20 protein-coding genes are annotated in these 26,679 nt (G+C 72.7%); 16 read left to right on the forward strand and 4 right to left on the reverse strand.

The genetic code is table 11. The features are described 5' to 3' along the window. Positions 1-114: 114 nt before the first annotated feature. Together ACH4ZX_RS21755 and pruA are read left to right on the forward strand one after the other, a co-directional pair. Positions 115-1,041, forward strand: coding sequence for a proline dehydrogenase family protein (locus ACH4ZX_RS21755; RefSeq protein WP_398275059.1), 927 nt, complete (start codon positions 115-117; stop codon positions 1,039-1,041). Positions 1,042-1,080: 39 nt separating this feature from the next. Beyond that, positions 1,081-2,712, forward strand: coding sequence for an L-glutamate gamma-semialdehyde dehydrogenase (gene pruA, locus ACH4ZX_RS21760; RefSeq protein WP_398275062.1), 1,632 nt, complete (start codon positions 1,081-1,083; stop codon positions 2,710-2,712). 66 nt (positions 2,713-2,778) lie between these two features. On the opposite strand, the gene ACH4ZX_RS21765 is transcribed toward pruA, so the two are convergent. Both ACH4ZX_RS21765 and ACH4ZX_RS21770 read right to left on the reverse strand, forming a co-directional pair. Next, a complete protein-coding gene (locus ACH4ZX_RS21765; RefSeq protein WP_398275065.1) occupies positions 2,779-2,979 on the reverse strand; it encodes a DUF5988 family protein in 201 nt (66 codons plus the stop codon). 120 nt (positions 2,980-3,099) lie between these two features. Then, positions 3,100-3,996 carry an NADP-dependent oxidoreductase gene (locus tag ACH4ZX_RS21770; protein ID WP_398275068.1) on the reverse strand — a complete coding sequence of 299 codons (897 nt, stop codon included), beginning with the start codon at positions 3,994-3,996 and terminating at the stop codon, positions 3,100-3,102. Positions 3,997-4,328: 332 nt separating this feature from the next. On the opposite strand from ACH4ZX_RS21770, the gene ACH4ZX_RS21775 reads away from it, so the two are divergent. Then, the gene (locus ACH4ZX_RS21775) at positions 4,329-4,460 is read left to right on the forward strand and encodes a hypothetical protein (RefSeq protein ID WP_360749637.1); all 132 of its coding nucleotides are present in this window, start codon (positions 4,329-4,331) and stop codon (positions 4,458-4,460) included. Between the two features lie 89 nt (positions 4,461-4,549). Here ACH4ZX_RS21775 and ACH4ZX_RS21780 read toward each other — a convergent pair whose 3' ends face one another. Continuing rightward, entirely contained in the window at positions 4,550-6,124 is a 1,575-nt protein-coding gene (locus tag ACH4ZX_RS21780) for a fibronectin type III domain-containing protein (protein ID WP_398275071.1), read from the reverse strand. Between the two features lie 142 nt (positions 6,125-6,266). Here ACH4ZX_RS21780 and ACH4ZX_RS21785 point away from each other — a divergent pair, with 142 nt between their 5' ends. From ACH4ZX_RS21785 to ACH4ZX_RS21825, 9 genes are all read left to right on the forward strand, one after another. After that, on the forward strand, positions 6,267-7,310 hold the full coding sequence (locus tag ACH4ZX_RS21785; RefSeq protein WP_398275074.1) for a 3-isopropylmalate dehydrogenase: 1,044 nt from the start codon (positions 6,267-6,269) through the stop codon (positions 7,308-7,310). Positions 7,311-7,560: 250 nt separating this feature from the next. After that, positions 7,561-8,649, forward strand: a complete 1,089-nt coding sequence (locus tag ACH4ZX_RS21790) for a branched-chain amino acid aminotransferase (RefSeq protein WP_398275077.1) — start codon at positions 7,561-7,563, stop codon at positions 8,647-8,649. Positions 8,650-8,816: 167 nt separating this feature from the next. Beyond that, positions 8,817-9,509: an urease subunit gamma gene (gene ureA / locus ACH4ZX_RS21795; protein WP_398275080.1), complete on the forward strand. Its 693-nt coding sequence runs from the start codon at positions 8,817-8,819 to the stop codon at positions 9,507-9,509. Beyond that, complete coding sequence (locus tag ACH4ZX_RS21800; protein WP_398275083.1) at positions 9,506-11,179, forward strand: urease subunit alpha; 1,674 nt, start codon at positions 9,506-9,508, stop codon at positions 11,177-11,179. Before ureA ends, ACH4ZX_RS21800 begins: the two co-directional genes overlap by 4 nt. A 9-nt stretch (positions 11,180-11,188) precedes the next feature. Next, entirely contained in the window at positions 11,189-12,253 is a 1,065-nt protein-coding gene (locus tag ACH4ZX_RS21805; protein ID WP_398275086.1) for an agmatine/peptidylarginine deiminase, read from the forward strand. A gap of 10 nt (positions 12,254-12,263) precedes the next feature. Next, positions 12,264-12,863: a TetR/AcrR family transcriptional regulator gene (locus tag ACH4ZX_RS21810; protein ID WP_398275089.1), complete on the forward strand. Its 600-nt coding sequence runs from the start codon at positions 12,264-12,266 to the stop codon at positions 12,861-12,863. 324 nt (positions 12,864-13,187) lie between these two features. After that, positions 13,188-14,792, forward strand: coding sequence for a citramalate synthase (gene cimA / locus ACH4ZX_RS21815; protein ID WP_398275092.1), 1,605 nt, complete (start codon positions 13,188-13,190; stop codon positions 14,790-14,792). Between the two features lie 203 nt (positions 14,793-14,995). Next, positions 14,996-18,016: a glycoside hydrolase family 3 protein gene (locus ACH4ZX_RS21820; RefSeq protein ID WP_398275095.1), complete on the forward strand. Its 3,021-nt coding sequence runs from the start codon at positions 14,996-14,998 to the stop codon at positions 18,014-18,016. A 67-nt stretch (positions 18,017-18,083) separates the two neighbouring features. Then, entirely contained in the window at positions 18,084-19,400 is a 1,317-nt protein-coding gene (locus tag ACH4ZX_RS21825) for a hypothetical protein (RefSeq protein WP_398275098.1), read from the forward strand. A gap of 1,325 nt (positions 19,401-20,725) precedes the next feature. On the opposite strand, the gene ACH4ZX_RS21830 is transcribed toward ACH4ZX_RS21825, so the two are convergent. Next, positions 20,726-21,340, reverse strand: coding sequence for a YceI family protein (locus ACH4ZX_RS21830; RefSeq protein WP_398275101.1), 615 nt, complete (start codon positions 21,338-21,340; stop codon positions 20,726-20,728). 227 nt (positions 21,341-21,567) lie between these two features. On the opposite strand from ACH4ZX_RS21830, the gene ACH4ZX_RS21835 reads away from it, so the two are divergent. The 4 genes from ACH4ZX_RS21835 (at position 21,568) to ACH4ZX_RS21850 (ending at position 26,549) form a co-directional block, all read left to right on the forward strand. Next, a complete protein-coding gene (locus tag ACH4ZX_RS21835) occupies positions 21,568-22,065 on the forward strand; it encodes a hypothetical protein (protein WP_398275104.1) in 498 nt (165 codons plus the stop codon). A 94-nt stretch (positions 22,066-22,159) separates the two neighbouring features. Next, positions 22,160-24,562, forward strand: coding sequence for a polysaccharide lyase 8 family protein (locus ACH4ZX_RS21840; RefSeq protein ID WP_398275107.1), 2,403 nt, complete (start codon positions 22,160-22,162; stop codon positions 24,560-24,562). 154 nt (positions 24,563-24,716) lie between these two features. Continuing rightward, complete coding sequence (locus ACH4ZX_RS21845; RefSeq protein ID WP_398275110.1) at positions 24,717-26,300, forward strand: acyl-CoA carboxylase subunit beta; 1,584 nt, start codon at positions 24,717-24,719, stop codon at positions 26,298-26,300. Positions 26,301-26,357: 57 nt separating this feature from the next. Then, positions 26,358-26,549 (forward strand): acyl-CoA carboxylase subunit epsilon, encoded by a 192-nt coding sequence (locus tag ACH4ZX_RS21850; RefSeq protein WP_351897845.1) that lies wholly within the window; start codon positions 26,358-26,360, stop codon positions 26,547-26,549. Positions 26,550-26,679: the final 130 nt, after the last annotated feature.

The following is a 26,679-nucleotide window of genomic DNA, read 5'->3' on the forward strand; positions in this document are numbered from 1 at the left end:
ACAGCTGTCGATGGCCGACGATCGGAGGGATCCTTAGGTTTCACGGTGGTACTCCGTGCCGTGCCCGCTCGCCGGGTCCGGCCCCCCTTCTGGCCTTGTTTGTGGAGGTGCCCCGTGCTGGGTCCCGTGATTCTCGCCGCGTCGCGCAGCGACCGGATGCGACGGCTGGTCTCGGCGGCCCCGGGAACCAGGCAGGTCGTCGACCGCTTCATCCCCGGCGAGACCGTCGACGACATCGTGCCGGTCATCCAGGACCTCACCGGCAAGGGCCTGGAGCTGACCATGGACGTCGTCGGCGAGGACATCACCACCCCCGGGCAGGCCGCCGCCGCCCGGGACGCGTACCTGGAGCTCGTCGACCGTCTGAAGGACCTGGAACTCGGTCCCCGGGTCGAGATGTCGGTCAAGCTGTCCATGTTCGGACAGGCGCTGGCGGACGGCCACGAGCTGGCGCTGAGCAACGTCCGGCCCGTCGTCGAGGCCGCCGCCGCGATCGGCACGACCGTGACGCTCGACGCGGAGGACCACACCACCCTCGACTCGATGTTCGCCGTCCACGACGCGCTGCGCGAGGACTTCCCGCAGACCGGCTGCGTGATCCAGGCCTACCTCTTCCGCACCGAGGACGACGCCCGCCGGCTCGCCGCGAACGGCAGCCGGGTGCGGCTGGTGAAGGGGGCGTACAAGGAGCCCGCCTCGGTCGCGCACCAGCGCAAGCACGAGATCGACAAGGCGTACGTCCGGATCCTGCGGACCCTGATGCAGGGCGAAGGATACCCGATGATCGGCTCCCACGACCCGCGCCTGATCTCCATCGCCCAGGAACTCGCCCGGCGCGCCGGGCGCAAGCTCGACGAGTACGAGTTCCAGATGCTGTACGGCATCCGCGGCGAGGAGCACCTGCGGCTGGCCGCCGAGGGCCACCGCATGCGCGTCTACACCGCCTACGGCACCGACTGGTACGGCTACTTCATGCGCCGCCTCGCGGAGAAGCCGGCCAACCTGCGCTTCTTCCTGCGCTCCACGCTCACCACGGGCTGAACCCGAACACCCGCTCACGTACAAGGAGTTACGCATCCCATGGACGCTGTGACCCAGGTCCCCACCCCCGTCAACGAGCCGGTGCACGGCTACGCCCCCGGCTCGCCCGAGCGTCAGCGCCTGGAGGCCAAGCTCAAGGAGCTGGCCGAGAACCCGGTCGACCTGCCGATGACCATCGGCGGCGAGAAGCGGATGGGCGGCGGCGAGCCCTTCCAGGTCGTCCAGCCGCACAACCACAAGGCCGTCCTCGGCACCCTCCGCCACGCCACCCGGCAGGACGCGCGCGACGCGATCGACGCGGCCCTCGCCGCCGCGCCCGCCTGGCGCGCGATGTCGTTCGACGACCGCGCGGCGATCATCCTGCGCGCCGCGGAACTGCTCGCCGGGCCCTGGCGCGAGACCATCGCCGCCTCCACCATGCTGGGCCAGTCGAAGACCGCGCAGCAGGCGGAGATCGACTCCCCGTGCGAGCTGGTCGACTTCTGGCGGTTCAACGTCCACTACGCCCGCCAGATCCTCGCCGAGCAGCCCCCGGCCAACTCCCCGGGCGTCTGGAATCGCCTGGACCACCGCCCGCTGGAGGGCTTCGTCTACGCGATCACGCCGTTCAACTTCAGCGCGATCGCGGCCAACCTGCCCACCGCCCCCGCCCTCATGGGCAACGTGGTGATCTGGAAGCCGTCCCCCACCCAGACCCACGCGGCCGTCCTGCTGATGCGGCTGCTGGAGGAGGCGGGCCTGCCCAAGGGCGTCATCAACCTCCTCACCGGCGACGGCGTCGAGGTCTCCGAGGTCGCCCTGAACCACCGTGACCTCGCGGGCATCCACTTCACCGGCTCGACCAAGACCTTCCAGTACCTGTGGAAGACGGTCGGCAACAACATCGAGAAGTACCGCTCCTACCCGCGCCTGGTCGGCGAGACCGGCGGCAAGGACTTCCTCGTCGCCCACCCGAGCGCCGACCGCGCGGTGCTGAAGACGGCGCTGACCCGCGGCGCCTTCGAGTACCAGGGCCAGAAGTGCAGCGCCACCTCGCGCGCCTACCTCCCGGCGTCGATCTGGAACTCCGGCTTCAAGGAGGAGTTCGCGGCCGAGGTCGACGGCCTGACGATGGGCGACGTCACCGACCTGTCCCACTTCATGGGCGCGGTGATCGACGAGCGGGCCTTCGCCAAGAACAAGGCGGCCATCGACCGCGCGAAGCAGGACCCCAGCTGCACGATCGTCGCGGGCGGCGGCTACGACGACTCGGTCGGCTGGTTCGTCCGCCCGACCGTCGTCGAGTGCACCGACCCGGACAACGAGGTCTTCCGCACCGAGTACTTCGGCCCGTTCCTCGCCGTGTACGTCTACGAGGACGACAAGTACGACGAGATGCTGACCCAGATGGAGTCGGTGTCCGACTACGCGCTGACCGGCTCGGTGATCGCGAACGACCGCGCGGCGGCGGCGTACACGATGGAGAAGCTGCGCTACGCGGCCGGCAACTTCTACATCAACGACAAGTCCACCGGTGCCGTCGTCGGCCAGCAGCCCTTCGGCGGCGGCCGTGCCTCCGGCACGAACGACAAGGCCGGCGCCCCGCAGAACCTGCTGCGCTGGACGCTGACCCGCGCCATCAAGGAGACGCTGGTCCCGCCGACCGACTACACCTACCCGCACATGGGCTGACGGATCGTCACACACCGGGGCCGGGGCCGGACCGCAGCGGTCCGGCCCCGGCCCCTTCCGTGCGCCTCAGCTGGGCAGTTCCGTCCGCTCCCACCACTCGTACACCGGCAGCCGGCCCTCGTCCGTTTCCGCCTGCCGTGGAGTCGCGCGGAAGTGCTCGTATCCGTTGAGCCACTCGATCTTCACGTCGTTCCCGGGCGGCGGGACCGGGACGATCCGCTGGGGCAGATCCTTCGGACCGCCCTCGAGAAGTGCCTTGTCGCTCATGACGTCACCTTCCCGTGGCCCGGCTCCGCCGTGGCGTGCGCGGAGCGGACCTCAGTCGCGTGGACGACTCCATTATCGACCCGCACCCGGCCGTTGTCGGCCGAGAGGCCGCCGTCCGGCTCACGGGCGGCCGGGCACCAGCACCACCGCGCCCCCGGCGTCGCCCGCCGCGCACAGCTCCTGGGCCTTCGCCGCCTCGGCGAACGGCAGCACGGCCGCCACGTGGACGCGCACGCGGCCGTCCGCCAGGAGACCGGCGGCCTTGGCGAGGCGTTCCCCGGAGGGCTCCGCCCGGACCACGGCGAAGCGCATGCCGCGGGCCTCCACGTCCTCCGGGGCGAGTCCCGGGTCGCCGGGGACCGCGCACACCAGCAGACCGTTCGGGCGCAGGGTCCCCAGGGCGCGTGGGCCGTCGTCGCCGCCCACCAGGTCCAGGGCCACGTCGATGTCGTGCACGACGGCGGCCAGGTCGGCGTCGGCCGGGTCGAGGAGTTCGTCGGCGCCCAGGTCGCGCACCAGGCCGTGCCGGTCGGTGCGGGCGGTGGCGACGACGTACGCGCCCTCCGCCCTGGCCAGCTGGACCGCCACGTCCCCCGCTCCGCCGTCGGCCGCGTGGATCAGCACCCGGGTGCCCGGGCCGGCCCGGCCGATGTCGATCAGGGCCTGCCAGGCGGTGAGCGCCGCCGTCGGGGCCCCGGCCGCGTGCACGTGGTCCAGCGTCGCGGGCTTCGGGGCGAGGTGACCGGCCGGCACGGTGACGTGGGTGGCGCAGCCGCCGTCGTCGATCCTGCCGAACACCTCGTCGCCGGGGCCGAACCGGGTGACGTCCGCTCCGGCCGCCGTCACCACGCCGGAGACGTCGAGGCCCGCCGTGCAGGGCGGTTCCGCGTACTCCAGGGCCGCTCCGGAACGCGCCGCCGGGGCCGCCGGGACGACGCCCGCGGCCAGCACCCGCAGCAGCACCTCGTCCGCCGCGGGCGCCGGCCGCTCCTCGGGCCGGTGATGTGGCGTGCTCATCTCTCCATCCTGACTCCGCCGGCCGGCCTCGGACATCCCGGCACGGCGGGGCGCGCGCCGGCCACCGGGCCGTGAGGACGAAAGCGCAGGTCGCAGCGGTGTGACCCGATCCACTGTCTCAGATAGTAGGAAGTCCGAGTAATTGTGGAGACAGACCGGGGCCGCTCCCTTAGCTTTGTAGGAGCCGAACGTATCGCTCGACCAAGCGAATGGCGGTCGTGAGCCGGGCCCCGTGCAGGCAACCCCTGCGGCACCGCTCCCCGCCCTACCCGGCGTCTCGCATCCCCATCTCCATCTCCCGCACTCCCGTATGCCGAAGGAGTCGATTTCCCATGGCCGAGACGACCGCCCGCCGCCGAGTCCGTCGCATCTCCCGTACGAGTGAGTCCGAGCGCAAGAACGCCGCAGCCGCCCTCCAGCGCGCCCTCGACCGCAGGGACAACGGCGGCGCGACCGGCCACTGAGCCGCCACCCGCGGCGCGGACCGAGCCGCCACGCGGCGCGGATCGAGCCGCCACGCGGCGCGGACCGAGCCGCCGCCCGCGGCGCGGACTCACGCCCCGCGCCGCACCTCGAAGTGGTCGATGCGCTTGCCGCTGTCCGTGAGCGCCGACACCCTGAGCCGGGGCGCCGCGCCGCTCACCGCCTCCACCGAGAGCAGCGAGAAGCCCCGGTAGCGCACCCGCGACCACTCCACGGTCTCCGCCTCCGCGGCCCGCGACTTCGTCCACCGGAAGGTGTCGACCGGGTCGTGGCGGGTGAGGTGCCCCTCGTAGCTCTCCTTGACGCCCGGCGGGAAGCCGTACAGGTCCCTGCCGCCGCCGCCCGCCGTGACGTACACGGTCCCGTCCCGCGTCGGGTCGGTCGACGCGCCGACGGGCACCGCCCTGCCGACGTCGCCGTTCCTGATCGCGTCGGTCCGTTCGTAGACGTGGTTGTGGCCGTTGATCACCAGGTCCACCTGGTGCTCGGCGAACAGCGGCAGCCACTCGGCGCGCACCCCGCCGTCGGAGGCGTGCGTGGAGGTCGAGTAGGCGCAGTGGTGGAAGAAGACGACGATGAAGTCGACGTCCTTCGCCGCCCGCAGCTCACCCAGCTTCGCGTCCAGCCACCTCGTCTGCCGGCCGCCGGTGTAGCCGAGGTTGGCGGGGATCTCGTACGACACGTCGTTGGCGTCCAGCGCGACGAAGCCGACGTTGCCGTAGGTGAAGGCGTACACGCCCGGCGCCGTGCGCGGGTCGAAGCCGCTGTCGGGCAGGGAGAAGCGGGCGAGCTGGCCGCCGTAGCCGTCCGGCGAGTACCAGGCCTCCATGTCGTGGTTGCCGGTCGTCACCATCCACGGCACCGACCGTGCCACCGGCTCGTTCTGCTTGAGGAACAGGTCCCAGAAGGCGGGGTCGTACCCGTCGCTCTGCCGGCCGCGTCCGTTGACGTCCGCGTAGCAGATGTCGCCCGCGTGGAGGTGGAAGGCGGGCTTCTGGCGCAGCACCACGTGGTCGTTGGCGGCCGCCGCCCGGCTGACGCCCTGGTCGCCGAACGCCGTGAACACGAACGTCTCGGGACGCGCGGGCGCCGTGCGGAAGGCGCCGATCGTCGAGCGGTGGCCCGGGGAGGCGGGGTCGAAGCCGTCGTGACCGACGCCGTAGTAGTACGTCGTGCCGGGGCGCAGGCCGTCCAGGGCGGCGTGCAGGTAGGACTGCTCCAGGGCCGGGCGCACGCCGGTCACCCCCGGGGTGTGCAGCGCGCGGACCTCGGCCGCGGTCTTCCGGCCCAGATCGTCGGGCCTCGTCCCGACGCGCACGTACGGCCTGCGCACCGCCAGCGGCACCTGCCAGGAGACGCGCATCTGCGTCTTCGGGTCCGCGCCGAAGGCGAGGTGGCGGCCGAACGGGGAGACGGCGGAGCCGTGGACCAGGGAAGCCGCCGGCGACGGGACCGCGGCCGTGCCGCCCGGCGCCGCACCCCGCGACGCCGGGCCGCCGCAGCCGGTCAGCAGCCCGCCCGCCACCGCGCCGGCCGTCACCAGCGTGCGGCGCCGGCTCAGCCCGGTGCGCAGGTACTCGTACTGCTCGGCCATGCTCATCCGGCTCGCGAGCCGTGGCGGGATGCCGACATCGGGAAGGTCCATGGCGGTGAACTTCCCAGCAAACCCCAACGCTCGCCACACATCGGGATGAACGGGCGGCGACGCGTCGGTGCCGCCGCCCGCGCCGCTGTCCGCATGACGGACACCCGGTGTCATCCCATGGGACGAGGAGTAGGGTGCCCGCATGTCTCGCAGCATCAATCTCGCAGTGATCCCCGGTGACGGCATCGGCCAGGAGGTCGTGGCCGAAGGCCTGAAGGTCCTCTCCGCCGTCCTTCCGCAGGATGTGAAGCTGGAGACCCAGGAGTACGACTTCGGCGCCAAGCGCTACCACGCCACCGGTGAGACCCTCACCGACGCCGACCTCGACGCCCTGAAGCGGCACGACGCCATTCTCCTCGGCGCGATCGGCGACCCGAGCGTCCCCTCCGGCGTCCTGGAGCGCGGCTTCCTGCTCAAGCTCCGCTTCGCCTTCGACCACCACGTCAACCTGCGTCCGTCGAAGCTCCTGCCGGGTGTCGCCACCCCGCTGGCCGGCCAGCCGCAGATCGACTTCGTCGTGGTCCGCGAGGGCACCGAGGGCCCGTACACCGGCAACGGCGGCACCATCCGCAAGGGCACGCCGCACGAGGTCGCCACCGAGGTCTCCGTCAACACGGCCTTCGGTGTCGAGCGCGTGGTCCGCGACGCCTTCGCCCGCGCCCAGGCCCGCCCGCGCAAGAAGCTCGCGCTGATCCACAAGAACAACGTGCTGACCTTCGCGGGTCACCTGTGGACGAACGTCTTCAACGCGGTGGCTAAGGAGTTCCCCGACGTCACCACCGAGTACATGCACGTGGACGCGGCGACCATCTACCTGGTCACGCAGCCCGAGCGGTTCGACGTGATCGTCACCGACAACCTCTTCGGCGACATCATCACCGACCTCGCCGCGGCCGTCTCCGGCGGCATCGGCGTCGCCGCGAGCGGCAACATCAACCCCAGCGGCGAGTTCCCCTCGATGTTCGAGCCGGTCCACGGTTCCGCGCCCGACATCGCCGGCCAGGGCAAGGCCGACCCCACCGCCACGGTCCTGTCCGTCGCCCTGCTGCTGCGCCACCTCGGCCACGAGGCCGAGGCCGCCCGCATCGAGGAGGCGGTCTCCGCCGACCTCGCCGAGCGCACCGGCAAGCCCGCCCGCTCCACCGCCGAGATCGGCGACGCGCTGGCCGTACGAGTAGCCGGCTGACCCCCGCCGCGCTCCTCGGAACACTCGAAGCCGCCGGGTCACTCGCACCCGGCGGCTTTCCTGCGTCCCCGCCGGGTGCCACCATCATCCCCTGGGCCGCATTCACGCCGTTCCTTCCACGGATCCCCGTTTTGCGATAATCGGACGGGGCCGCGGAATGAGGGAATGCTCGGACGTCCTAGCACTGGCCACTGGCAGTCACGGGCGTGAGGCGGCCTGTCACTACACAACCGGTGAAGGACAACTTCTCATGACGACGCCCACGATCGAGCTCAAGCCCTCCGCCAGCCCCCTCTCCGACGCCGAGCGCGAGGCGATCCTGGCGAACCCCGGGTTCGGCCGCCACTTCACCGACCACATGGTGACGATCAAGTGGACGGAGGGCCGCGGCTGGCACGACGGCCAGCTCGTGCCGTACGGGCCGCTCTCCCTCGACCCGGCGAACATGACCCTGCACTACGCGCAGGAGATCTTCGAGGGCCTCAAGGCCTACCGCCAGCCCGACGGCTCCGTCGCCACCTTCCGCCCCGAGATGAACGCCCGCCGCTTCCAGCGCTCCGCGCACCGCCTCGGCATGCCCGAGCTGCCGGTCGAGACGTTCATCGAGGCCTGCGACGTCCTGGTCCAGCAGGACAAGGCGTGGGTGCCCGCGCACGGTGGCGAGGAGTCGCTCTACCTGCGCCCGTTCATGATCGCCACCGAGGTCGGCCTGGGCGTCAAGCCCGCCAACGAGTACCTCTTCCTGGTCATCGCCTCCCCGGCCGGCGCCTACTTCCCCGGTGGCGTCAAGCCCGTCACCATCTGGCTCTCCGAGGACCGCGTCCGCGCCGTCCCCGGCGGCACCGGCGACGCCAAGACCGGCGGCAACTACGCCGCCTCCCTCCTCGCCCAGGCCGAGGCCGCCGCCAAGGGCTGCGACCAGGTCTGCTACCTCGACGCGGTCGAGCACAAGTGGGTCGAGGAACTCGGCGGCATGAACCTGTACTTCGTCTACGGCGACCGGATCGTCACGCCGACCCTCACCGGCTCCATCCTGGAGGGCGTCACCCGCGACTCCCTGCTCACCGTCGCCCGCGACCTCGGCTACACCGCCGAGGAAGGCCGCGTCTCCATCGACCAGTGGCAGCACGACGCCGCGAACGGCACGCTGACCGAGGTCTTCTCCTGCGGCACGGCCGCCGTCATCACCCCGGTCGGCACGGTCAAGCGCGAGGGCGCCGAGTGGCAGCAGGCGGGCGGCGAGCCCGGCGAGGTCACGCTGAAGCTGCGCCGGGCACTGCTGGACATCCAGCGGGGCATCGCCGAGGACGAGCACGGCTGGATGCACAAGCTGGGCTGACCTGAGCGTCGGCACGAAGGGCGCCTCCTGCCGGGAGGCGCCCTTCTTCGTCGCTGGTTTGAGCATCGCTCAAACTTCAAGACTCTCGACCGTCGTCGATTCTTTCCTTCTCGCGCTCTCATGGTTAGAGTGAAGCTCTAATCGAGAGGACGAGGAGGTGTCCCGGCGTGCGGTTGACCCCCACCGAACGCGACCGGCTGCTGCTCTTCGGCGCCGCCGAACTGGCCCGCGCCCGCCGGGCCCGCGGCCTCAGGCTCAACGTCCCGGAGGCGACCGCGCTGATCGCCGACACCGTGTGCGAGGCCGCCCGGGACGGCGCCCGGCTCGCCGAGGCGATCGAGCGGGCCCGGTCCGTCCTCGGGCCGGACGACGTGCTGCCCGGTGTCGCGGACGTCGTCACCGAGGTGCACGTCGAGGCCGTCTTCGACGACGGCTCCCGGCTCGCGGTGGTCGGCGACCCGATCGGCGGCGGGCTGGGGGAGCGGGCCCCGGGCGCACTGCTGCCCGGCCCCGGACCCGGACCCGGGCACGCCGAGCCCGAGGCGGTCGTCCGGCTCACGGTCACCAACACCGCGACCGTGCCGGTCTCCGTCACCTCCCACTTCCACTTCTTCGAGGTCAACCCGCGCCTCGACTTCGCCCGCGCGACCGCCTACGGGATGCGGCTCGCGGTGCCCGCCGGGTCGTCGGTCCGCTTCGGGCCGGGGGAGAGCGTCGAGGTGGGGCTGGTGCCGATCGGCGGCGAGCGGATCGCGATCGGGTTCGCGGGACTCGTCGACGGCGCCCTGGACGCGCCCGGAGCCAAGGAAGAGGCCCTGCGCAGGGCCGCCGCCTGCGGATATCTGGGAGCGGACGCGTGAACCCGTACGAGTACGCCGCCACCCACGGCCCGCGGGCCGGCGACCGCATCCGGCTCGGCGACTCGGGGCTGGTGATCCGCGTCGAGTCCGACGCCCAGCGCCCCGGCGACGAGTTCCTCGCCGGGTTCGGCAAGACGGCCCGCGACGGGCTGCACCTCAAGGCCGCCGCCGTCCGCGACACCTGCGACGTCGTCATCAGCAACGTCGTCGTGATCGACGCCGTGCAGGGCATCCGCAAGGTGTCCATCGGGATCCGCGAGGGCCGGATCCACTCCATCGGGCGGGCCGGCAACCCCGACACCCTCGACGGCGTCGACGTCGTCGTCGGCACCGGCACCTCGATCGTGTCCGGCGAGGGGCTCATCGCCACCGCGGGCGCCGTCGACACCCACGTCCACCTGCTCTCGCCGCGGATCATGGAGGCCTCGCTGGCGTCCGGCGTGACCACGATCATCGGGCAGGAGTTCGGCCCGGTGTGGGGCGTCGGCGTCAACTCGCCGTGGGCGCTGCGGCACGCCTTCGGCGCCTTCGACGCCTGGCCGGTCAACATCGGCTTCCTCGCCCGGGGTTCGTCGTCCGGCCCGGCGCCCCTGGTGGAGGCGCTGGCCGAGGGCGGCGCGTGCGGGTTCAAGGTCCACGAGGACATGGGCGCCCACACCCGGGCGCTGGACACCGCGCTGCGCGTCGCCGAGCAGTACGACGTCCAGGTGGCCCTGCACAGCGACGGGCTGAACGAGTGCCTGTCGGTGGAGGACACCCTGCGGGTGCTGGAGGGCCGCACCGTGCACGCCTTCCACATCGAGGGCTGCGGCGGCGGACACGTGCCGAACGTGCTGAAGATGGCCGGTGTCGCCAACGTCATCGGCTCCTCCACCAACCCGACCCTGCCCTTCGGCCGGGACGCCGTCGCCGAGCACTACGGCATGATCGTCTCCGTCCACGACCTCAAGCCCGACCTGCCCGGCGACGCCGCCCTGGCCCGGGACCGCATCCGGGCCGGCACCATGGGCGCCGAGGACGTGCTGCACGACCTGGGCGCCATCGGCATCACCTCCTCCGACGCGCAGGGCATGGGCCGGGCGGGGGAGACGGTCCGCCGCACCTTCGCCATGGCCGGGAAGATGAAGGCCCAGGCCGGCGCCCCGGACGACGGCCACGACAACGAGCGCGTGCTGCGCTACATCGCCAAGCTGACCGTCAACCCGGCCATCGCGCACGGGCTTTCGCACGAGGTCGGCTCCATCGAGGTCGGCAAGCTGGCGGACATCGTGCTGTGGCGGCCGGAGTTCTTCGGCGCCAAGCCGCAACTGGTGCTCAAGGCCGGCTTCCCCGCCTACGGCGTGACCGGCGACCCCAACGCGGCCACCGACACCTGCGAACCCCTCGTCCTCGGACCGCAGTTCGGGGCGTACGGGGCCACGCCCGCCGAGATCTCCGTCGCGTTCGTCGCGCAGGCCGCCCTCGACCGGGGCGGCGACACCATGCCGACGCGCAGACGCCGGGTCGCCGTCCGCGGCACGCGCGGCATCGGCCCGGCCGACCTGCGCCTGAACTGCCGTACCGGAACGGTCGACGTCGATCCGCGCACCGGGCTGGTCACCCTCGACGGCGAGCCGGTCCGCTCCGACCCCGCCGACTCGGTCGGTCTCAACCGCCTGTACTTCCTGTGAGGAACACCCATGTCCGCAGCCGCCGACGGCTTCCGCATGCCCCCCGAGTGGGCCCCGCACGAGCGCACCTGGATGGCGTGGCCGGGCCCCAACCCGACCTTCCACGACCCCGAGGCCCTCGCCGCCTCCCGCATCGCCTGGGCGTCCGTCGCCCGTGCGGTACGCCGCTTCGAGCCGGTGACGGTGGTGTGCGGCCCCGGACAGTCGGAGCAGGCGCGGGCGCTGCTCGGCCCCGGCGTCGACACCGTCGAGCGGGAACTCGACGACGCGTGGATGCGTGACATCGGCCCCACCTTCCTCACCGACGGGCGCGAACTGGCCGCCGTCGACTGGACGTTCAACGGCTGGGGCGCCCAGGGCTGGGCCCGCTGGGAACACGACGCGAAGATCGCCGCGTACGTCGCCGACCTCGCGGGGGCCCGGACGTACACCTCGGAGCTGGTCAACGAGGGCGGCGCGATCCACGTCGACGGCGAGGGCACGGTGCTGCTGACCGAGACCGTGCAGCTCGGCCCCGAGCGCAACCCGCACTGGACGCGCGAGCGGGTCGAGGCGGAGATCCACGCCCAGCTCGGCACCCGCAGGGCGATCTGGCTGCCGCGCGGCCTGACCGGCGACTACCCTCCCCCACTGCCCGAAAGGCGTGGGGGGACCCCCGACGGCTACGGCACCCTCGGCCACGTCGACATCGTCGCCGCGTTCGCCCGGCCCGGCGTCGTGGTCGCGCACCACCAGCCGGACCCGGCGCACCCCGATCACGAGGTGACCAAGGAGGTCATCGGCATCCTGAAGTCCGCCACCGACGCCCGCGGCCGCCGCCTGGAGGTGGTCGAGGTCCCCGCCCCGACCGTCCTGGAGGCCGACGGCCGCTGGGCCGACTGGTCCTACATCAACCACTACCTGTGCAACGGCGGCGTCGTCCTGTGCGGCTTCGACGACCCGCGCGACGAGATCGCGGCGGGCATCTTCCGCCGACTGTTCCCGGAACGGACGGTGACCCTGGTGGACGCCCGTACGATCTTCTCCGGAGGCGGTGGCATCCACTGCATCACCCAGCAGCAGCCGAGGATCTAGGAGCAGACGGATGGCCGGTGCGCGTAGGAACGCGCCGCCGCGCGAGGAGGTCCTCGCCGCAGCCATGGGCATGATCGCGGAACGCGGTCTGGAGAAGCTGACCATGGCGGCGCTGGGGACCGCGGTAGGGATGAGCAGCGGCCACCTGCTCTACTACTTCCACTCCAAGGACGAACTGCTCCTGCAGACCCTGGAGTGGAGCGAGGGCCGGCTCGGCGCCGAGCGCGGACGCCGGCTGGCCCGCCCCGGCACGGCCCGCGAGCGGCTCGACGCCTATGTCGACCTCTACGTGCCCGACGGCCACCGCGACCCGCACTGGACGCTGTGGCTGGAGGTGTGGAACCGCTCGCAGAACGCCGACGACGACGCCCGCGACCGCCAGGCCGCCATCGAACTCGCCTGGCACCGCGACCTCGTGGCGCTGCTCGCGGAGGGGATCTCCCGCGGCGAGTTCCGCGCCGTCGACCCCGACCGCTTCGGCACCCGCCTGCGCGCCCTGCTGGACGGGCTCTCCCTCCACGTCGCGATCGGCCTGCGCGGCACGGACCGGCGGAACGTCCTCACCCATGTGGCTGAATTCCTCGCGCAGACGCTGCTCCCGGAGCGCTGAGCGCCGCCTGCGGTGACCAGGGCGGTGCTCGCATCCTGAGACGGGCCGTAGGCGCCCGTTCGGTTTGTGCCACACTGCCCCCGTGCTCTCGTTCGCCATGATTATTGGCAGCAGGCGCGCCGGTCCGCAGTGACCGCCACGTACGACCAGGTACGGGCGGACACCGTCGTCCTCGACCCGCGCGCAGACCTCTCGCACCCGCGAGGGGTTTTTCGCTTTTCTGGCCCACCTTCAGCCGGGGGCGCAGCGCGAGGGATCATTGGAGGACGGTGGAGCCGGTCATTCCGGTAAAGACCGAGATCCGACATCAGGAGCCTTGAGACCATGACCGCAACCAGCGAGCTCGACGATTCGTTCCACGTCTTCGACACCACCCTGCGTGACGGCGCGCAGCGCGAGGGCATCAACCTCACCGTCGCGGACAAGCTGGCCATCGCACGGCACCTGGACGACTTCGGCGTGGGCTTCATCGAGGGCGGCTGGCCCGGCGCCAACCCGCGGGACACCGAGTTCTTCGCCCGCGCCCGGCAGGAGATCGACTTCAAGCACGCCCGGCTCGTCGCGTTCGGCGCCACCCGCCGCGCCGGCGCCAAGGCGGCCGAGGATCCGCAGGTCAAGGCGCTCCTGGACTCGGGCGCCGAGGTGATCACACTCGTCGCGAAGTCCCACGACCGGCACGTCGAGCTGGCGCTGCGCACCACGCTCGAGGAGAACCTGGAGATGGTCCGCGACACGGTCTCCCACCTGCGCGAGCAGGGCCGCAGGGTCTTCGTGGACTGCGAGCACTTCTTCGACGGCTACCGCGCGAACCCCGAGTACGCCAAGTCGGTCGTACGGGCCGCGGCGGAGGCGGGCGCGGACGTGGTGGTGCTGTGCGACACCAACGGCGGCATGCTCCCGGCGCAGATCCAGGCGGTGGTCTCCACGGTGCTGGCCGACACCGGCGCCCGGCTCGGCATCCACGCCCAGGACGACACGGGCTGCGCGGTCGCCAACACCCTCGCCGCCGTCGACGCGGGCGCCACCCACGTCCAGTGCACGGCGAACGGCTACGGCGAACGCGTCGGCAACGCCAACCTCTTCCCGGTCGTCGCCGCCCTGGAGCTGAAGTACGGCAAGAAGGTCCTGCCGGAGGGCCGGCTGCGCGAGATGACCCGCATCTCGCACGCCATCGCCGAGGTGGTGAACCTCACCCCCTCCACCCACCAGCCCTACGTCGGCGTCTCCGCCTTCGCGCACAAGGCCGGCCTGCACGCCTCCGCGATCAAGGTCGACCCGGACCTGTACCAGCACATCGACCCCGAGCAGGTCGGCAACACCATGCGGATGCTGGTCTCCGACATGGCCGGCCGCGCCTCCGTCGAGCTCAAGGGCAAGGAACTCGGCATCGACCTCGGCGGCGACCGCGAACTGGTCGGCCGGGTCGTCGAGCGGGTCAAGGAACGCGAACTCAAGGGCTACACGTACGAGGCTGCCGACGCCTCCTTCGAACTGCTGCTGCGCGGCGAGGTCGAGGGCAAGCCGCTGAAGTACTTCGAGGTCGAGTCCTGGCGGGCGATCGTCGAGGACCGCCCCGACGGCACCCACGCCAACGAGGCCACCGTCAAGCTGTGGGCCAAGAGCGAGCGCATCGTCGCCACCGCGGAGGGCAACGGCCCGGTCAACGCCCTCGACCGCGCCCTGCGCGTCGCCCTGGAGAAGATCTACCCCCAGCTCGCCAAGCTCGACCTGGTCGACTACAAGGTCCGCATCCTGGAGGGCGTGCACGGCACCCAGTCCACGACCCGTGTGCTGATCTCCACCTCCGACGGCGCGGGGGAGTGGTCCACGGTGGGCGTGGCCGACAACGTCATCGCCGCCTCCTGGCAGGCACTGGAGGACGCGTACACCTACGGTCTGCTGCGGGCGGGCGTGGCGCCGGCCCAGTAGTCCCGCCGCCGCCCGGGCTCCGGCGAGTTCCGCGGACTCGCCGGGGCAACGCCCCACTCGCCGGAGCCCGGGCGAACCCTGCCGTACCGGGGACGGCGAGGGCGACAAGGCCGGCGCGACGTCTTGACGGGTCGGCGGGGCGCCAGTTAACTCACGGCGTGAGCTAAGCCATGAGTGAACTTCCGAGAGCCGAGGGAAGGTCCATGCCGAGAACCGCCCTGCTCGTCTCCACCGCGTTGCTCGCCGCCATGCTGCCGCTGTCCGCGGCCCGCGCGGCCGACGACCCCGGCCCCGCCCCGGTGGCCGTCGACCGCTTCGAGGGCGAGGTGCCCTTCGCCGCCCAGCCCGCGGAGGGCATCTTCACCTGGGGCGGCGACAGCGACGACCCGCCCACGCTCGCCCTGGAGGAACGCGCCGACGCCCCCGAGGGCGCCAAGGTCCTCTCCGGCAGCTACGACATCAGCGGCTACGGCGGCTTCACGCACGACTTCGCCGCCGACGCGCCCGCCCACGACTGGTCCGCCCACCAGGGCGTCCGCTTCTGGTGGGAAGGCCGGGGCAGCGGGAAGAAGATCGCCTTCGAGATCAAGGACGGCGGCGCCCACGGCGAGGCCTCCGAGCTGTGGACGACCTCCTTCACCGACGACTTCACCGGCTGGAAGCGGATCGAGCTCCCGTTCACCGACTTCGCCTACCGCACCGACTACCAGCCCGTCGGCGGCATCGACCACGTCCTGGGCCTGACGCAGATGTGGGGGTACGCCGTCACGCTCCCCACCGGTGTCAAGGGCACCTTCGCCATGGACGGCGTCGAGCTGTACGGCAGGGCCGACCAGTCGCTGCGCGCCGCCGTCACCACCGACTCCGCCGTGTACCCGGTGCGGGAGGGCAGCGCCGCGGCCGTGCGGGTCACCGTCTCCACCACCGGCGCCGTGCCGCTGGAGGAACCGGTGACGGTCGCCTACACCACCGCCGGCGGCACCGCCGAACCCGGCAGGGACTACACCCCGGTCGAGGGCACCGTCGCCTTCCCGGCCGGCACCGCCTCCGGCGCCGTGCGGACCGTCCGGGTCCCCACCCTGAAGGACGGCACCGCCGAGGCCGCCGAGACGATCCCGCTCCGGCTCACGGTGACCGGCGCGAAGCCGCCCGCCGAGACCCCGCAGGTCGTCGTCGACGCCCACGGACTGCCGTACCTCGACAGCAGACTGCCGGTCCGCGAACGGGTCGCCGACCTGGTGGGCCGCATGTCCCTCGAGGAGAAGGCCGGCCAGATGACCCAGGCCGAGCGCGGCGCGCTGACCGACCAGGGCGACATCGCCGGGTACGACCTCGGCTCGCTGCTGTCGGGCGGCGGCTCGACCCCCACGCCCAACACCCCCGAGGCCTGGGCGAAGATGATCGACGGCTTCCAGCTGCGCGCGCGGGCCACCCGCTTCCAGATCCCGCTGATCTACGGCGTCGACGCGGTGCACGGGCACAACAACCTGGCCGGCGCCACGGTCATGCCGCACAACATCGGCCTCGGCGCGACCCGCGACCCCCGGCTCGTCGAGAAGACCGGCGCCGTGACGGCGTCCGAGGTCCGCGCGACCGGCGTCCCCTGGGACTTCGCCCCCTGCCTCTGCGTGACCCGCGACGAGCGCTGGGGCCGTTCCTACGAGTCCTTCGGCGAGGACCCGGCCCTCGTGAAGTCCCTGGAGACGATCATCCAGGGCCTCCAAGGAGCGCCGAGCGGACGGCAGTTGAAGGAGAACGACAAGGTCCTCGCCACCGCCAAGCACTTCGTCGGCGACGGCGGCACCGCGTACGGCTCCTCCACCACCGGCACCTACACCATCGACCAGGGCGTCACCAGGGTCACCCGGCAGGAGCTGGAGGCCGTCCACCTGGCACCGTACGAGGCCGCCGTCGACCGGGGCGTCGGCTCGGTCATGCCCTCGTACTCCTCGCTGGACCTCGTCGGCGACGGGCGGGGCCCGGTGAAGATGCACGCCCGCGCCGACATGATCAACGGCGTGCTCAAGGGCCGCATGGGCTTCGACGGCTTCGTCATCAGCGACTGGAACGCCATCGACCAGCTGCCCGGCGACTACGCCTCCCAGGTGCGCACCGCGGTCGACGCGGGCGTCGACATGATGATGGTCCCCTACGGCTACAAGGACTTCCGCACCACGCTGGTCGACGAGGCGAAGGCCGGCCGGATCGGCGAGCGGCGGATCGACGACGCCGTCTCCCGCATCCTCACCCAGAAATTCAAGCTCGGCCTGTTCGAGCACCCGTACGCCGACACGCGGGGCGCCTCCCGGATCGGCTCCGCCGCGCACCGGGCGGTGGCCCGGCAGGCGGCCGCCGAGTCGCAGGTGCTGCTGAAGAACGCCGGCGGCGTGCTCCCGCTGCGGAAGCACCAGAAGGTGTACGTCGCCGGATCGAACGCCGACGACCTCGGCAACCAGACCGGCGGCTGGACCATCACCTGGCAGGGCGCGTCCGGCACCCACACCGACGGCACCACCGTGCTCCAGGGGATGCGCGCGGCCGGCGGCGACGTCACGTACTCGAAGGACGCCTCCGCGCCCACGGCCGGCTACGACGTCGGCGTGGTCGTCGTCGGCGAGACCCCCTACGCCGAGGGCGTCGGGGATGTCGGCAACGGCAACGACCTGGAGCTGACGGCCGCCGACAAGGCCGCCGTGGACAAGGTGTGCGCCGCCATGAAGTGCGCGGTGCTGATCGTCTCCGGGCGCCCGCAGCTGATCGGCGACCGGCTCGGGGAGATCGACGCCCTGGTCGCCTCCTGGCTGCCGGGCACCGAGGGCGCCGGGGTCGCCGACGTCCTCTACGGCCGCCGCCCCTTCACCGGCCGGCTCCCGGTCACCTGGCCCCGGTCGGAGGCGCAGCTGCCGATCAACGTCGGCGACACCTCGTACGACCCGCAGTACCCCTACGGCTGGGGCCTGACGACGCTGACGAAGGCGCCGGACGGCGGGGCGGGCACCCTGCGGGCGCTCGCGACGGCCGCCGCGGCCGCCGAGCGGGCCGGGGCCGGCCGGACCGGACGCGCGCTGGTCGACAAGGCGCGGCTGATCGTCCAGCGGAAGGTGGGGCAGCACATCACGGCGGAGGTCGCGAAACCCTTCGCCGACGCCGACCACCTGTCGCTGACCGGCCGGTACGGGGCGGCCGTGCAGCGCCTGGCGACGGCCTGGCGAGCCGCCTCCTGAGGAGGCCCGCCACCTGACTGAATGCGCACCTTTGGGAGGCTTCGGGGGCTTCGGGTAGCTTCGAACCATGAAGGCCGTCACACGGACCCGAAGCCTCCCGGCGCTGCTGCTCGCGCTGGTGCTGGCCGCTTTGACCGTGACAGCGCCCCGGGCCGAGGCCGCCACCGACGTCTCGGTGATCGCCGCGGCCCTGCGCCAGGGCCCGGTGTACGTCGATCCGGCCGCCTCCGCCCAGCTCTCCGCGGGCGACGCCGACGCGTTGGCCCGGCGGATCAAGGACGCCGGCAAGCCGCTGTTCATCGCGGTCCTGCCCGCGGACCACCCCACCCGGAACCTGTTCGCGGACCTGCGCACCGCCACGGGCGTCACGGGCCTGTACGGCATCCGGCTGGGCGACCGGTTCGACGCCCGCGCCGACTCCTCGGTGATGTCCGTCCCCGCCCGGCAGAACCTCGTCGCCAGTGTGCAGGGCGAGGATGCCAAGACGCAGCTGAACGACTTCGCGGACCGCGCCCTCGCCGGCATGGGCGGCTCGGCGCCCGCGAGCTGGGGGTCGCCCTCCGACGGCGGCGGCGTCCCGGTCACCGGGCTGATCGTCGGGGGCGCGGTGCTGGTGGCCGGCGGCGCGGGCGTGTACACCCTCGCCCGGCGGAACCGGCGCCGCCGGGCCGAGGAGCAGCGGGCCGCGCTGGAGAAGCTCCGGGTCGTCGTCGACGAGGACATCACGGCCTTCGGCGAGGAACTGGACCGCCTCGACTTCCATCCGGCCGAGTCCGGCGCCGACGACGCCATGCGCGCCGACTACGAACGCGCGCTGGACGCCTACGAACAGGCCAAGACGGCGATGGCCGCCGCGGCGAGACCCGAGGACGTCCGCGCCGTCACCCGGGCGCTGGAGGACGGCCGCTTCTCGCTCGCGCAGCTCGCCGCCCGCCGGGAGCACCGGCCGCTGCCCGAGCGCCGGCCGCCCTGCTTCTTCGACCCGCGCCACGGCCCGTCCGTCGCCGACGCCGTCTGGACGCCCGCGGCCGGCGCGCCGCGCGAGGTGCCGGTCTGCGCCGCCGACCGGGCCCGCCTGGCCGACGGCCGCGATCCCGCGGTCCGCGAGGTGGACACCCAGTACGGCCGCCGCCCGTACTGGGACGCCGGCCCCGCCTACGGCCCCTGGGCGGGCGGTTACTTCGGCGGCGGCCTGCTGCCCGCCCTGCTCGTCGGCACCATGCTCGGCAGCATGATGGCGACCCCGTCCTACGCGGCCGACTACGGCTCCGGCTACGGCGACTTCGGCGGCTACGAGGGCGGCGACGTCTCAGGCCCCGACTTCGACCCCGGCGACTTCGGAGGCGGCTTCGACAGCGGCGGCGACTTCGGCGGAGGCTTCTGACCCCCCACCCGGGCTCACGCCCGCGTCCGGGGCGGGCCCGTGTCCGCGCCCGCGTGAGCCCCGGGACCGGTCCGACGCCTGGTCTGCGCTCCGACCCGCGTCCGCGCCCGCGACTGGCCCCGTGCCCACGGCCACGCCCGCACCGGGCTTGCGTCTGGATCTGGACGAGCGCCCGCGCGAGGGCCGGGCCGGCGCCAGGCCCGTGCCCGCGCCCGCGATTGGGCCCGTGCCCAAGGCGCGGGTTCGCCTGAGCGGCGGGGGCGGCACCGACGCCTGGCCCGCGCCGGGCTCACGGCTGTGCCCGGGACGAGCGCCGGCGCCCGGCCCACCGCTCGGCCGAGGTCCGCGTCCGGGCCCCGTGCCTGGTCCCTGCCCCCGCACCGGGTCGGCCGCGCCCGCACGAGCCCCTGTGCGCGGACCTGCACCCGCCCCCGCGAACGAGCCCGGGGGCCGGACCGACGCCCGGCTTGCGCTCCGGCCCGCGTCTGCGTCCGGGCGGGGCGTGCGCCTGTGCCCGTACGAGCACGGGCCGGGCCGACGCCTTGCCCGCGCCAGTGTCCGCGATTGGGCCCGTGCCCACGGCGCGCGTTCGCATGAGCGGCGAGGGCAGCGCCGAGGTCTGGCCCGTGCCGGGCTCACGGCCGCGCCCGGGACGAGCGCCGGCGCCCGGCCCACCGCTCGGCCGAGGTCCGCCGCTCGGCCGAGGTCGGCGTCCGGGTCCCGTGCCTGGTCCCTGCCCCCGCACCGGGTCGGCCGCGCCCGCACGAGCGCCCGTGCCCGCGCTCACGCCCGGTCCTGCGCCCGCCCCCGCGAACGAGGCCCGGGGCCGGACCGACGCCCGGCTTGCGCTCCGGCGCGCGTCCGCGTCCGGGCTCGCACCCGTGCCCGCGTTCGCGGTCGGGCCGGGTCCGTGTCCGCGCCCGCGTGAGGCCCGGGACCGGGCCGACGCCTGGTCTGCGCTCCGGCCCGCGCCCGCGTCCGCGCCCGCGGCGCGCGTTCGCATGAGCGGCGGGGGCAGCGCCGAGGTCTGGCCCGTGCCGGGCTCACGGCCGCGCCCGGGACGAGCGCCGGCGTCCGGCCGGCCGCTCGGCCGAGGTCCGCGTCCGGGTCCCGTGCCTGGGGTCCGCGCCGCGGTCGCACCGGGCCGACCGTGCCCGCATGGCCCGGGCGCCCGCGCTCACGCCGGTGCCCGGGCCGGGGCCTGCGCCGGTGCCCGCACAGAGTCCGGGGCCGCGTCCGGGTACGGGCGAGCGCCCGTCCTCGGCACGGGGAGTGGAGGGCGGGCGCGCTCGGGAGGCGGCGTCGGGGTGGACGCGCTCAGGGCGTCACGCGGACTTGATCGCCGAGATGTCGAAGTTCAGCTTGATCTTGTCGGAGACCAGCACGCCGCCCGTCTCCAGCGCCGCGTTCCAGGTCAGGCCCCACTCGGAGCGCAGGATCTCCGCCTTGCCCTCGAAACCGACGCGCTCGTTGCCGAAGGGGTCCTTCGCGGCGCCGTTGAACTCGAGGTCGATGGTGAGCGGCTTGGTGACGCCGAGGATCGTGAGGTCGCCGGTGATGCGGTAGTCGTCGCCGCCCAGGGCCTGCGCCTCGGTCGAACGGAAGGTCATCGTCGGGAACTCCTCCGTCTTGAAGAAGTCCGCGCTCTTCAGGTGGCCGTCGCGGTCCGCGGAGCCGGTGTCGATGCTCTCCATCGTGACGTCGATGGACGCCGTCGACTTGGCCGGGTCCGAGCCGTCGAGGTGCAGCGTGCCGCTGAAGTCGAGGAACTTGCCCTTGACGTTGGTGACCATGGCGTGGCGGGCGACGAAACCGAGCGTGCTGTGCGCCGGGTCGATGGTGTAGTCGCCGGTCAGCGCGGCGAGGTCGGGGTTGACGGCGGCGGGCGCCGCGCCGGCGGTCTCGTCGGAGTCGGTGGTCTTGCGGCCGAAGATGCCCATGGTGTGCTCCAAAGAAAGTGGGGAGATGTTGAATCTTCAATGAGGTTCAACATGGACGACCGTAGACCTATTCCGTTCAAGTTTCAACCTCTTCTCCCTGCGATCACGGGGCGCCCTCTGGCGGACGCGCGTAGAAGTCGGGCACCATCTCCTGGCACCACCTGCACAGCCGCCCCACAGACACACGGTCCCCGGACCGTCGACGGTCCCCCGCAGGAAGGTCCCCCATGAAGATCAGGTCCACCCTGACCGCGCTCGCGCTCGTCGTCGCCCCCGGCGTCGCGGTCGTCGGCACCGCCACCGACGCCTTCGCGGTCACCAAGATCAGTCACGCCACCGCGACCTCGATGTTCCGCGAGGTCGGCATCACCTGGTCCTCCTCCGGCAACTGCTCCGACCGCTACAACTCCACCTGCACGTCCTTCGAGCAGCTCAACCTCGCCACCGCGCAGGGAGCGCAGACCCTCAAGCGCGCCAGCGGCTGCGGCCTGAACATCACCGGCGGTACCGAGACCGGCCACGCCTCCGGCACCTACTCGCACTGGAACGGCTACAAGCTCGACTACGGCAAGAACACCTGCGTGACGAGCTACATCAAGAACAACTTCACCTACATCGGCCTGCGCGGCGACGGCGCCCCGCAGTACAAGTCCGGCTCCGGCAACATCTACGCCGACGAGGGCAACCACTGGGACGTCCTGTACTACAACTGCGGCGGCTGCTGAGCCGTGCCCCACGGGGAGCTCCGGACGGCGGCACCGCCCGGAGCTCCCCGGCCGCATCCGTTCCCCGTACCGCCGGCCGAGGTGACACACGCACATGGGCACGACTCCGACGCGCCGCGCCTTCCTGTCCGCCGCGGCCCTCGCGGCCACGTCCTTCGGCTCCGGCGCCGGACCCGCCCGCGCCGCCGCCGAAGCGGAAGCCGACCCCGGTGCCGAACCTGGTGCCGACCCCGGTGCCGACCCCGGTGTCGACCCCCGCGCCGAACCCGGCGCCGACCCCTACGACACCCTCCGCCGCCGCTGGCTCGCCATCGCCCTCGGAACCGGCTACGACCCCGCCGCCGAGCCGTACGCCTCGCGCCTGGCCGAGACCGGCGAACTGGCCCGGCGCTTCCAGGCCGGCATGGCCCCGGCCGCCGGCTCCCTCTGGCCGGGCCATCCGTTCGACCTGCCGTCCGGGATCACCCTCAGCTACAGCCGCCTGTGGACGATGACCCAGGCCTTCCTCCAGCCGGGCACCGGCCGCACCGGCGACCAGGAACTCCTCGCGGACGTCCGGCGCGGCCTGGACCACCTCTCGGCGACCGTCTACAACCCCTCCACCACCCGCTACGGCAACTGGTGGGAGTGGCAGATCGGCAGCCCCCGCCTCCTCATGGACATCACCGCGGCCCTCTACGAACAGCTCACCGACGCGCGGATCGCCGCGGCCTGCGCGGCCGTCGACCACTTCGTCCCCGACACGATGTTCGGCGACCACTCCGGCACGTCGACCGGCGCCAACCGCGTCGACCTGTGCCGCTCCGTCGCCCTGCGCGGCATCCTGGGCCGCGACCCGGCCGGCATCGCCCTCGCCCGCGACGCGCTGTCGCCGGTGTTCCCGTACGTCACCCGGGGGGACGGGCTGTACCCGGACGGGTCGTTCGTCCAGCACACCTGGGTCGCCTACTCGGGGACCTACGGGCAGGTCATGCTCGACGGCCTCGGCCGCCTCTTCGCGCTGCTCGCCGGAAGCGAGTGGGAGGTGACCGACCCGAACCGGCAGATCGTCCTCGACGCCGTCGAGCACGCCTACGCGCCCCTGATCCACGACGGGCTGGTGATGGACAGCGTCAACGGCCGCGCCGTCAGCCGGGGTCTCCTCAAGAGCGACGAACGGCACGTCCTGCGCGGCGACCACTTCCACGGGCGCGGCGTCATCGCGGCCGTGGCCCTGCTGGCCGCCGCGGCGAGCCCGGCCGAACGCGACCGCTGGCACGCGCTCGTCAAGGGCTGGATCGAACGGGACACCGTGTCGCCGGTCCTGACCGCGCCCCAGTTCCAGGTGGCCGACCTGGCACGGCTGCACGCCATCGCCGACGCGCCCGTCGAGGCGGCCGCCGAACCCGTCGGCCACCGGCTCTTCGCGGCCATGGACCGGGCCGTGCACCGCCGCCCCGGCTTCACGGCGAACCTCGCCATGGCCAGCGACCGCATCGCGCACTACGAGTGCGGCAACGGCGAGAACCCGCGCGGCTGGCACACCGGCGCCGGAATGCTCTACTGGTGGGCCGACGGCCCGAGCGACCAGTACACGGACTGGTTCTGGCCGACGGTGGACTGCTACCGCCTGCCCGGTACGACGGTCTCCACCGGACGCCTGCCCGACCGGGCCGGCGGCGAGTGGGGAGCGCCCAGGCCGGACGTGCGCTGGGTCGGCGGCACGACCGACGGCGAGTTCGCGGCCGTCGGCCAGCACCTGAAGGGCCTCGGCTCGACGCTCGAGGCCCGCAAGTCCTGGTTCTTCCTCGCCGACGCGGTGGTCTGCCTGGGCGCGGGCATCACCTGCGCCGACGGCGTCCCGGTCGAGACGGTGGTGGACAACCGCAACCTGGGCGAGGGCGGCACCCAGGCCTTCACACGCGGCCCCGGCTGGGCCCACCTGGAAGGCCACGGCGGCTGGCTGGTCCCGGAGGGCGGACTGCTGACCCTGCGCGAGGACCGCACCGGCGCCTGGTCCGACATCAACACCACGTCCACCACCGAGCGGCGCACCCGCCGCTGGCAGACCCTCTGGCTGGACCACGGCACCGACCCGGTCGACGCCACGTACCGGTACGTCCTGCTGCCCGGCGCCTCCCGCCGGACGGTCGCGGCCCGCGCCGCCGGCCGCGACCGCCCGGCGGTCCTCGCGAACGACCGCGCCCGCCAGGCCGTGCACGCCGCCTCCCTCGGCCTGACGGCCGTCAACTTCTGGCAGGCCGGCACCGCGGGCCCGCTGACCGCCTCCGCCGGGGCGAGCGTGCTGCTGCGCCGCCGGGGCCGCACCGCCACCCTCTGCGTGAGCGAGCCGCCCCGCACGGGCGAGCCGCTGGAGATCACCTGGCACCATCCGGTGCGCGGGGTGGTGCGGGCGGACGACACCGTGGAAGTCGTCTCGACGGGCCGCCGTGCGACCCTGAGGATTACGCCGGGCGTGGCATGCGCCACCCACCGATGTGAGCTGCGTCTCACATGACCTCTTTGTGCAACCCCGACAAGCGGAACGCCCCCCGAGCAGTCAGAACGGCTGCATCCCGTCCCGGTTCTGTTCAGGGCTACCAGGAAAACGGGCCGGACACTGTACGGAGTCGACGGCTCGCTTTCCTTGGTGACCTCCGTAAGGTCACTACATGACCGTTTTGGATGAGGCGCCGAGTGAGCCGACGGACGCGCGCGGGCGGGTGGCCGAGCTGCACGAGATCCGTGCGCAGGCCCTGGCCGGGCCGAGCGAGAAGGCGACCGAGGCTCAGCATGCCAAGGGCAAGCTGACCGCCCGGGAGCGCATCGAGCTGCTGCTGGACCCGGGCACGTTCCAGGAGGTCGAGCAGCTGCGCCGGCACCGGGCGACCGGTTTCGGCCTGGAGGCGAAGAAGCCCTACACCGACGGTGTGATCACCGGCTGGGGCACCGTGGAGGGCCGTACGGTCTTCGTCTACGCCCATGACTTCCGCATCTTCGGCGGCGCGCTGGGCGAGGCCCACGCCACGAAGATCCACAAGATCATGGACATGGCCATCGCGGCCGGCGCGCCGCTGGTCTCCCTCAACGACGGCGCGGGCGCCCGTATCCAGGAGGGCGTCTCCGCGCTCGCCGGCTACGGCGGCATCTTCCAGCGCAACACCAAGGCCTCGGGCGTCATCCCGCAGATCTCGGTGATGCTGGGCCCGTGCGCGGGCGGCGCGGCCTACAGCCCCGCCCTGACGGACTTCGTGTTCATGGTCCGCGAGACCTCGCAGATGTTCATCACCGGACCCGACGTCGTCAAGGCGGTCACCGGCGAGGAGATCACCCAGAACGGCCTGGGCGGCGCCGACGTCCACGCCGAGACCTCCGGCGTGTGTCACTTCGCCTACGACGACGAGGAGACCTGCATCGCCGAGGTCCGCTACCTGCTCTCCCTCCTCCCGCAGAACAACCGGGAGAACCCGCCCCGGGTGGAGTGCACGGACCCGGCCGACCGCCGCTCCGACGTCCTGCTGGACCTGGTGCCGGCGGACGGCAACCGGCCCTACGACATGGCCAAGGTCATCGAGGAGATCGTCGACGACGGCGAGTACCTGGAGGTCCACGAGCGCTGGGCGCGCAACATCATCTGCGCGCTGGCCCGGCTGGACGGCCAGGTGGTCGGCATCGTCGCCAACCAGCCGCAGACGCTCGCGGGCGTCCTGGACATCGAGGCGTCCGAAAAAGCTGCACGCTTTGTCCAGATGTGTGACGCTTTTAACGTTCCGATCGTCACGTTCCTGGACGTGCCCGGGTTCCTCCCCGGCGTCGACCAGGAGCACGGCGGGATCATCCGGCACGGCGCCAAGCTGCTGTACGCCTACTGCAACGCGACCGTGCCCCGGATCTCCCTGATCCTGCGCAAGGCCTACGGAGGTGCGTACATCGTCATGGACAGCCAGTCCATCGGTGCCGACCTCACCTTCGCCTGGCCGACGAACGAGATCGCCGTGATGGGCGCGGAAGGCGCCGCCAACGTCATCTTCCGGCGCCAGATCGCCGAGGCCGAGGACCCCGACGCCATGCGGGCCCGCATGGTCAAGGAGTACAAGTCCGAGCTGATGCACCCCTACTACGCCGCCGAGCGCGGCCTGGTCGACGACGTCATCGACCCGGCCGAGACGCGCGAGATCCTCGTCCGCTCGCTCGCGATGCTCCAGAACAAGCACGCCGACCTGCCCTCCCGCAAGCACGGCAACCCCCCGCAGTAACCCGGCGGATCCTTCCCGGTGCCCCCGCGGAAACCTCTCTCCTGGAGACTGAGACCTATGACCACCCATGACATCCGTGTCGAGAAGGGCCACGCCGAGCCCGAGGAAGTCGCCGCCATCACGGCCGTCCTCCTGGCCCGTGCGGCCGCCCGGCCCGCCACCGCGCCGGCCCACCGCGGCCGCCCGAAGGCGGGCTGGCGCCGCCTGGAGCGCGAGCCCGGCTTCCGCGCGCCGCACAGCTGGCGCTGAGCCGTTCCACGTCACGAAGGAGGGCCCCTCTCGAAGGGCGAATTCAAGGGGTCGTCGCAACACGCGGTGAGTTGATCAAGCCGCGAGCAGTTTAGACAGACGCTCGGCTGGGGTTTCCCAGCCGAGCGTT

The sequence above is a fragment of the Streptomyces sp. NPDC020490 genome (assembly GCF_044335305.1).
Classification (GTDB): Bacteria; Actinomycetota; Actinomycetes; order Streptomycetales; family Streptomycetaceae; genus Streptomyces.